General features: G+C 64.9%; 3 protein-coding genes. All 3 read left to right on the top strand.

The window, feature by feature from the left end:
- Window positions 1-278 precede the first annotated feature (278 nt).
- The 3 genes from BLS91_RS19315 to BLS91_RS19325 are packed head-to-tail and all read left to right on the top strand — an operon-like array spanning window position 279 to window position 3,291.
- A complete protein-coding gene (locus tag BLS91_RS19315; RefSeq protein WP_198412742.1) occupies window positions 279-1,373 on the top strand; it encodes a tyrosine-type recombinase/integrase in 1,095 nt (364 codons plus the stop codon).
- Window positions 1,370-2,305: a tyrosine-type recombinase/integrase gene (locus tag BLS91_RS19320; protein ID WP_092342691.1), complete on the top strand. Its 936-nt coding sequence runs from the start codon at window positions 1,370-1,372 to the stop codon at window positions 2,303-2,305. The genes BLS91_RS19315 and BLS91_RS19320 overlap by 4 nt, the downstream gene beginning before the upstream one ends.
- Window positions 2,302-3,291, top strand: coding sequence for a tyrosine-type recombinase/integrase (locus BLS91_RS19325; RefSeq protein WP_092342693.1), 990 nt, complete (start codon window positions 2,302-2,304; stop codon window positions 3,289-3,291). The genes BLS91_RS19320 and BLS91_RS19325 overlap by 4 nt, the downstream gene beginning before the upstream one ends.
- Window positions 3,292-3,349: the final 58 nt, after the last annotated feature.

Here is a 3,349-nt window from a genome sequence, read left to right on the forward strand (position 1 = left end):
GTCCTATGCCGACGTTGGGGCTATGCCGATGGTGATTGTAATGGTGCTGGTCAGATGAGATTTTCGGGGTTGAGATGTCGGCATAGTTGATCTGCGGTCATGCTTCAGGTACAGAGTGTCTGGAGGTGAGAGCCGTGACGAAGAAATCGCCCACAGCTCGGCCGCATGTGGATCCGATTCCGCGTGTTCCGGTGGGGCCGTTGGCTCCAGGGGTGTTGGCCGAGTGTTCATCCTGGTTGTCTGAACAGGGGTACTCGCCAGGTTCAGCGGCTGGCATCGTGAACTTGCTTGTGCGGCTGAGCCTGTGGATGCAGGCGGAGGGCGCGGGCACCGACCAGGTCGGGCAGGCATTGCTTGACCGGTTCGTGGCTTCGGAGCGTTCGCGAGCCGTGGTGGCGGCCTCGGTGACCACGTGCATGGGCACGATGCGCAGGTTCTTGATCGCGGCGGGATACTTCGCCGCGAGCGAGAACGAGGTGTGTGCGGTCACCGAAGCGCAGACCGCAGTGACCGAGTGGCGCACGTGGATGCGGGACGACCGCGGGCTGCTCGAGAAAACCATCGACGCCCGCTGCTACTACGGGGCCGGACTCGTGGACGTGGTAGCGACGCCAGACGGCACTGTCGAGTGGTTCCGTCTGGGCGCACCGGTCGTCAACGCTTACGTCGCTGAGCGGGGCCGCCCACACGGTGTCGTCACTCGTGCTCACATCGTCGATGCGGTTCGTTGCTTGCTGCGGTGGGCGTTGAGCACGGGGCGGATCAGGCGGGATCCGACAGCTGGGGTCCTGAAACCTCCGGGAACGAGACGGGCCCTGCCTCGCGGGGTCGGCGCGGACCAGGTCGCTGCACTGTTGAGCGTGTGCGACCCGGTCACCGCGATCGGCGCACGAGACCGGGCAGTGGTCACGATCCTCGTGCGGCTTGGCCTGCGCGCCGGCGAAGCCGCCCGCCTCACCCTCGACGATATCGATTGGACTGCAGGGCAGCTCAAGGTCAGTGGGAAGGGCCGCGAGCACACGCTGCCGATCCCGGTCGATGTCGGCGAAGCATTGGAAGCGTGGTTGCGGGCGCGTCCCCCGGCACTCGATCGTGGGGTGTTCGTCCGCATGAAGGCACCGCGCAGGAGGATGACACCCTCGGGGGTCTCGGGAATCATTGCCCGGTTGTCGGATTTGGCGGGCGTCGACCGGATCTATGCCCACCGGCTACGGCATACCGCCGCGATGGACGTCCTGGCCGCCGGCGGCACCTTGACCGAGGCGAAGGAACTCCTGGGCCACGTTTACACCGTGACCACGATGGCTTACGCGAAGGTCGATCTCGTATCCCTGCGCGCTCTGGCGGTCCCCTTCGGCCAGGTGCCGCGATGACGACGCTGCGTGAACGCCTGGAGGAGTATCTGGCGATGCGCCGAGCCCTGGGATTCCAGCTGAACGACATTGAGCGGCAGGTCGGGTTATTTTGCGGCTGGCTCGAATCTCGAGGCCAGACGGCGACGTTCACCATCGACGATGCCGTCACGTGGGCACGACTGAACCCTGACGCGCACCCGTCGTGGTGGGCGACACGCCTGTCGCTGGTGCGCCGATTCGCCGCACACCTCAACGCGAACGGTGTCGACGTCCCCATCATCCCCAGTGGCCTACTGTCAGCGAAGAAACCCCGGGCAGTGCCCTACATTTACAGCCAAGGCGACGTCGATGCGTTGCTCGCTGCCTGCGCTGGGGAGTTCGCCGACGAGCGGGTCGCTGAGACCGTGCGCACCGTCATTGGCTTGCTCGCCGCAACGGGGCTGCGGATCAGCGAGGCGTTGAACCTTCGAATCGATGACATCGATCAGCGCAACGACGTGCTGGTGATCAAGGCAGCGAAATCAGACGAGCGGCTCGTTCCCGTGCACGCGTCGACGACGGCAGCGCTCAGGCAGTACATCGATCTCCCGGCAAGGACTGCCACCAGCCCTGACCCGCACGGCCCCGTCTTCGTGACTTCCCAGGGGACCGGATACCTCTACGTCTCCTTCTTCCCCCTGTTCAAACGGGTTCGGGAGACGGCCGGACTCACCCCGCGCGGCAGAGCACGGCCCCGGCTCCACGACCTGCGGCACACCTTCGCCACCGCGCACATGACCGCGGCCTACGCCCACGGCGGCGACCCCGAGAGGGTGCTGTCGTTGCTCGCAACCTGGCTTGGGCACTCCGATGCCGCCCACACCTACTGGTATCTGACCGCGACCGGCGAGCTGATGGCACTGGCTGCCGGCATGCTCGACCCTGCTCCCACCGAAGGAGAATCATCATGAATACCCTGGCCACGAGCCTGCAAACCTACTTCACGACCTTCGCCCGCACCCAGCGGGACCTCTCCAGCAACACGATCGCCTCCTACCGCGACACCTGGCGGATGCTCCTCAAACACCTGACCGCCACGCTCGGTGTTCCCACAGAAAGAGTCGATTTCGATGCGCTCACCGCTACGAACGTCACTGGATTCCTCGACCACCTCGAACACGACCGCGGCAACAACGCCAAGACCCGCAACACCCGACTGACCGCGATCCGAGCCGTGCTCAGTCGCGCACTTCCCGACCACCCCGAGCACGCCGCCACGATCACGCAGGTCCTCGCGATCCCTCCCAAACGCGCCACCAGACCGGTCATCGAGTTCCTCACCCCTGAAGAAGTCGACGTTCTGCTCGCAGCTCCCGATAACCAGACTTGGACCGGGCGGCGCGACTACGCGTTACTGGCCATGGCAGTGCAGACCGGCCTTCGGATCAGTGAAATCTGCGCACTGACGCTCAACGACATTCACCTCGGCGCTGGGCCTCAAATCACCTGCACCGGCAAAGGCCGACGCCAGCGCTCCACCCCGCTGACCCGCACCACCGTGAACACCATGAAGCACTACCTCGCCGAACGGGCGGCCCGACCCGGAACTGCGATGTTCTGCGGTCCTCATGGACAAGCGCTCTCCCGCGATGCACTCGAGCACCGCCTCGCCAAACATCTGGACACTGCGAGAACCACAAGCTCCAGCCTCGCCGGCAAGCACGTCACAATGCACACCCTGCGTCACACCACGGCGATGAATCTCCTAGCTGGCGGGGTCGACATCGCCGTCATCGCGCTCTGGCTCGGTCACGCCGACACGCACAGCACCGACGCCTACCTCCACGCCGACATGGCGATCAAGCAAGCCGCCATCGAACGGACCAGACCGCCCGGTGTCACTCCCGGCAACTACCATCCCGAACCAAGCATCCTCGCCTGGCTCACAGCCCTATAACTATGCCGACATCTCAACCCCTAAAACCCGTCTGACCAGCACCATTACAACCCCCATC

Source organism: Cryobacterium flavum, assembly GCF_900103805.1.
Taxonomy (GTDB): Bacteria; Actinomycetota; Actinomycetes; order Actinomycetales; family Microbacteriaceae; genus Cryobacterium; species Cryobacterium flavum.

Coding starts and splice junctions, on each gene's coding strand:
- BLS91_RS19325 (WP_092342693.1), top strand. CDS start 2,302: ATGAATACCCTGGCCACGAGCCTGCAAACCTACTTCACGACCTTCGCC.
- BLS91_RS19320 (WP_092342691.1), top strand. CDS start 1,370: ATGACGACGCTGCGTGAACGCCTGGAGGAGTATCTGGCGATGCGCCGA.